We start from the raw sequence: 5,487 nt of genomic DNA on the forward strand, positions 1-5,487 counted from the left end.
GGCGGTAGGCGCTGCTGCTGCTCCGGCCGCCAGCGCAGCGCCGGCACTCGCTGCCGCAGCAGTCGCGCCGCCGCCGCCCGCGGCCGCGCCGGTGGCTGCTGCCGCTCCGGTCGCAGCCGTGGGCCGCATCGACGTGGTCGTGCCCGACATCGGCRACTTCAAGGACGTCGCGGTCATCGAGCTGCTGGTCAAGGTCGGCGACACGGTGAAGGCCGAGCAAAGCCTGATCACCGTCGAGAGCGACAAGGCGTCGATGGAGATTCCGTCGTCGCACGCTGGTGTCGTCAAGGAAATCAAGGTTGCACTGGGCGACAAGGTCAACCAAGGCACGCCGCTGGTGGTGCTGGAAGGTGCGGGCGGCGGTGCCACTGCCGCGCCTGCGCCGGCCCAAACCGTGACCGCTGCCGGCCACGCGCCCGGCACGCTGACCAGCGCCCCGGTCGAGCGCACCGCGCCCACCGCCGCGCTGCCTGCCCACGAGCCGAGCGCGCCGCAGGGCACGCTGCCGCACGCGTCGCCGTCGATCCGCCGCTTCGCGCGCGAGCTGGGTGTGCCCCTGGCCGAAGTGAAGGGTTCAGGCCTCAAGGGCCGCATCACGCAAGACGACGTGCAAGGCTTCGTCAAGCAGGTGATGGCCGGTGACCAGCAAACCACGGCGCAAAAGGCCAAGGCGCCTGCTGCAGCCGCAGGCGCTGCTGGCGGCGGCGCCTTCCCGGGCCTGCTGCCCTGGCCGCAGGTCGACTTCACGAAGTTCGGCCCGGTCGAGCGCAAGGAGCTGAGCCGCATCAAGAAGATCAGCGGCGCGAACCTGCATCGCAACTGGGTCGTGATCCCGCACGTCACCAACCACGACGATGCCGACATCACCGAGCTCGAAGCCTTCCGCGTCCAGCTCAACAAGGAGAACGAGAAATCGGGCATCAAGGTCACGATGCTGGCCTTCATGATCAAGGCCGCGGTCGCGGCATTGAAGAAGTTCCCCGAGTTCAACTCGAGCCTCGACGGCGACACGCTGGTGCTGAAGAACTACTTCCACATCGGCTTCGCGGCGGACACACCCAATGGGCTGGTCGTGCCGGTGATCCGCGACTGCGACAAGAAGGGCATCYTCCAGATCAGCCAGGAAATGAGCGATCTGGCAAAGAAGGCACGCGACGGCAAGATGGGGCCGGCCGACATGAGCGGCGGCTGCTTCAGCATCAGCTCGCTCGGCGGCATTGGTGGGCGCTACTTCACGCCGATCATCAACGCGCCTGAAGTGGCGATCATGGGCGTGTGCAAGAGCAGCACCGAGCCGCGCTGGGATGGCAAGGCCTTCCAGCCGCGCCTGATCCTGCCGCTGTCGTTGTCGTGGGATCACCGTGTGATCGACGGCGCGTCAGCTGCGCGCTTCAACGTCTACTTTGCATCGCTGCTGGCGGACTTCCGCCGCATCGTGTTGTGACGGCACCCGGTGGCGGAGTACCGCCACCACCCGCCAAGCGGGTGCTCAATCGCCTTGGGAGCGGCCCGGCGCCGATTGAGCCCGCTCCGATGAACGTGGAGTGAGAGACAAGAATGGCAACGATCGAAGTGAAAGTGCCGGACATCGGCGACTTCAAGGACGTGGCGGTCATCGAGCTGCTGGTCAAGCCGGGTGACACGATCAAGGTGGACCAGAGCCTGATCACCGTCGAGAGCGACAAGGCCTCGATGGAGATCCCGTCGACCCATGCTGGCGTGGTCAAGGAGCTGAAGCTCAAGCTCGGCGACAAGATCAGCCAGGGCAGTGCGGTCCTGATGCTGGAGGCGGATGGTGCAGCGACAGCAGCCGCACCGGCGCCGTCACCCACACCCGCCGCCGCACCGGCGGCCGCTGCCTCCGCAGCACCTGCTCCCGCCGCAGCCAGCTACGCCGGTGGCGCCGATATCGAGTGCGACATGCTCGTGCTGGGCGCTGGCCCGGGTGGGTATTCGGCCGCCTTCCGCGCGGCCGACCTCGGCATGAAGGTCGTCCTGGTCGAGCGTTATGCGACGCTGGGCGGTGTCTGCCTGAACGTGGGCTGCATCCCGTCCAAGGCGCTGCTGCACGTGGCCGCGGTGATGGACGAGGTGAGCCACATGGCCGACCTGGGCATCGACTTCGGCGCCCCGAAGGTCGACATCGACAAGCTGCGCGCCCACAAGTCCAAGGTGGTCGGTAAGCTGACAGGTGGCCTGCAGGCGATGGCCAAGATGCGCAAGGTCACGGTCGTGCGCGGCTACGGCGAGTTCGTCGACCCGCACCATGTGAAGGTCGACGAGACCAGCGGCGACGCGCAGGTGAAGACCGGCGCTTCGAAGACGATCAAGTTCAAGAACGCGGTCATCGCGGCCGGCTCGCAGGCGGTGCGGCTGCCGTTCTTMCCGAACGATCCGCGCATCGTCGATTCGACCGGCGCGCTGGAGTTGCGCGACACGCCGAAGAAGATGCTGATCGTCGGTGGCGGCATCATCGGGCTCGAAATGGGCACGGTGTATTCGACGCTCGGCGCGCGGCTCGATGTCGTCGAAATGCTCGATGGCTTGATGCAGGGCGCCGACCGCGACCTGGTCAAGGTCTGGCAGAAGATGAACACGCCGCGCTTCGACAAGATCATGTTGAAGACCAAGACGGTGGGCGCCGAGGCCACGCCGCAGGGCATCAAGATCAAGTTCGAAGACAGCGAAGGCAAGACCAGCGAAGCCACCTACGACTTGGTGCTGCAAGCCGTGGGCCGCACGCCCAACGGCAAGAAGATCGGTGCCGACAAAGCCGGCGTCATCGTCGGCGACCGCGGCTACATCCCGGTCGACGTGCAGATGCGCACCAACGTGCCGCACATCTTCGCGATCGGCGACATCGTCGGTCAGCCGATGCTGGCGCACAAAGCGGTGCACGAGGCGCACGTGGCGGCCGAGGTCGCCTCGGGCGACACCAAGGCGCAGTTCGATGCCCGCGTGATCCCGAGCGTGGCCTACACGGATCCTGAAGTGGCCTGGGTCGGCCTAACCGAAGAGCAGGCCAAGGCGCAGGGCGTGAAGGTCAAGAAGGGCCTGTTCCCATGGACGGCCTCGGGCCGCGCGATTGCGAACGGCCGCGACGAGGGCTTCACCAAGCTGCTGTTCGACGAGGAAACCCACCGCATCGTCGGCGGCGGCATCGTCGGCACGCATGCGGGCGACATGATCGGCGAGATCGCGTTGGCGATCGAGATGGGCGCCGACGCCGTCGACATCGGCAAGACGATTCACCCGCACCCGACGCTCGGCGAGTCGATCGGCATGGCGGCTGAGGTGGCGCACGGCTCGTGCACCGACTTGCCGCCGGCCCGGAAGTAAGCGCTAGTCGCACCAAACAAAACGGGGCCTGCGGGCCCCGTTGCTTTTTCCGGCAAAGGCGAAGACTCAGTGCACTTGGCCTTCGGCGACGATGCGCCAATCGGCGCCGTCGCGGCCCCAGTACTGGCGCATCACATGGTCGACCTGCTGGCTGTTGGCAGCTTGCTCGCGGAAGGTCACGACCATCAGTTCGCGGTCGTCACGCCAGGTGATCATGCTGGTGTCGTCGATCGCCGACGGCACCGGCGTCGTGCGCAGGCGCCAGCGTGCTGCCGCGACCGCGTCGGCGGGGCCACTGGCGGGGTAGAACGTGGCGACGGTGTCCGCGTCAGCTTTCAGCCGGGCCTGGCGCCAACGCTCGAAGGTCTGCAGGAACTCAGGCTGCACCGACGCGCGGGCGGTCTCGGGCGCACGCCACTCAATCTTGCGACTGATCAGCACGGGGGTGTCGCGCTGCGGCAGCCGCGCTGACAAGCCCACCAAGTCGTCATTGGCCAGCACGACGCAGCCGTCACTGTCTTGCGGCGGCCGCGAATAGAAGGCCGCGGACACCCCATGCAGCAGGATGCCCTTGCCGGTGCGGCCGCGGCTGCGGTCGTAGGCGTTGGGGTAGTTCAACGGCAGGGCGCCAGCGCCGAAGCGGTCTTCGAGCGCATGACGTTCGATTTGCCCGGTGATGAAGTACAGGCCCAGCGGCGTCTTCTGGTCGCCTTCGGTCAGTTTGTCGACGCCTTGCTTGCCGACCGAGACATAGAAGTCGTCGACCAGCTTCAGGCCCTGTTCACCGTTCTCGAACAGGTACAGCCGGCTGCGCGATGCATCGACCGCGATCGCATAGGGCTGGGTCGGGGGCAACTGGATGAACTCGGCCGGCACGGCGCCGGCAGGCGGCCTGTCGCGCAGCGCTGCGAGCCGTTGCTGCACCTCTTCGCGCAGCGGTGCCACGTCGCCCTGGCCCTTGACGCCGCCACCCCAGTCTTTCAGCGACGCCGCATGAGCGGCGAGCAGGTCGGCCTGCAGCAGCAGTGCCAGACGGAAGTTAGGGTACTGCAGTGTCAGCGCGGTGTTGGCGGCGAGCGCATCGTCGAGCCGTCGTTGGCCGACGAGGCGATAGATGGCGATCAGGCGCGCTTCGGGGCTGCCTTGCAACGCAGTGGTGGGATCGGGTTGCCGCAGCGCCGGTGCTTCATCGTCGGCCAGGCGCATCGGCAGCGTGGACACCGCAGCCGACGGCGCAGCGTGGGCATTCGCCTCGCGTGCCCACCAACCGAGCCCACGCGAATCGGTGGCCGACAGCAGGCCCGCGCCCAGCAGCCCGACGGTGCCGAGCAGCACCGCGCCGCGGCGTTTGCGAAGGTTGTGGGGCGATTCGCGTTTCATCGCAATGGCCTGACCGAAACCAGCGGCCGTCAGCCGCCTACGGCTTCCTGCTTGATCAGCCAGTGGCCATTGCTACGGACCAGCTGCAGCGTCTTGCGGCCGGTCGTGGACAGCGCGTCCGAGCTGTAGACCTGCTTGAACTTGGCCGTGGCCTGGTCACCGTCGACACTGATGCGCAGGTCGACCAACTCGACCCTGATCTGCTTGCGGACGGCGATGCGGTCGCGGCGGTCTTGCTCCCAGGCTTTGCGCGAGCTGGCCTGGCCGCTGAAGTCTGGCATGTAGGCGGCGTAGTAGCCGTCCATGTCGCGTTTGGACCAAGCTGCGGCCCAGGCGCGCACAGCCGCTTCAACCTCGCTGTTCGCGCCGCTGGCCACTGGCGCTGGGGGCGGGGCTACCGGATTGACGGTTGGTGGTGCGGACGCGGCGGGCACTGCGGGCGCCGGCTTGGCCGCCGGCACAGGGGCGCTGGCAGTCGGGGTCGGGGCGGGCGGAGGCGGGGCGACAGGCTTGCTGACAGTTGGACTCGCGACAGGGGCTGGTGCCGGGGCCGGCGGAGGAGGAACGGGCTTGGGTGCCGGCGCAGCGGCAACCACGATCGGCGCCGGGGGCGGCGCTGCGACCGTGGGGATGACAGCAGGCGAGGGCGCTCGGCCGACCGGCTTGGCCACCACCGCAGGTGGTGCGGGCGGCGGGGTGATGTTCGCGCCGGCGGTCAGCTCACGCAGCAGGGCCAGCTTGGGTTGCACGCTGGCGTCGCCCTTGTCC

The 5,487-nt window shown here is 67.9% G+C and carries 4 protein-coding genes; 2 read left to right on the top strand and 2 right to left on the bottom strand.

Annotated features, from left to right (window positions below):
• Together aceF and lpdA are read left to right on the top strand one after the other, a co-directional pair.
• The coding region (gene aceF / locus AC1DYI_RS25110) for a dihydrolipoyllysine-residue acetyltransferase (RefSeq protein WP_477206860.1) at nucleotides 1–1,444 on the top strand (1,444 nt) is incomplete at its 5' end.
• A 113-nt stretch (nucleotides 1,445–1,557) separates the two neighbouring features.
• A complete protein-coding gene (gene lpdA, locus AC1DYI_RS25115; protein WP_477206861.1) occupies nucleotides 1,558–3,339 on the top strand; it encodes a dihydrolipoyl dehydrogenase in 1,782 nt (593 codons plus the stop codon).
• 66 nt (nucleotides 3,340–3,405) lie between these two features.
• On the opposite strand, the gene AC1DYI_RS25120 is transcribed toward lpdA, so the two are convergent.
• Both AC1DYI_RS25120 and AC1DYI_RS25125 read right to left on the bottom strand, forming a co-directional pair.
• Nucleotides 3,406–4,719 (bottom strand): L,D-transpeptidase family protein, encoded by a 1,314-nt coding sequence (locus tag AC1DYI_RS25120; protein WP_477206862.1) that lies wholly within the window; start codon nucleotides 4,717–4,719, stop codon nucleotides 3,406–3,408.
• 29 nt (nucleotides 4,720–4,748) lie between these two features.
• Nucleotides 4,749–5,487 (bottom strand): L,D-transpeptidase Cds6 family protein (locus AC1DYI_RS25125; protein WP_477206863.1); only part of this gene is annotated, 739 nt, incomplete at its 5' end.

This window comes from Ideonella sp. P3_A4, from assembly GCF_056403075.1.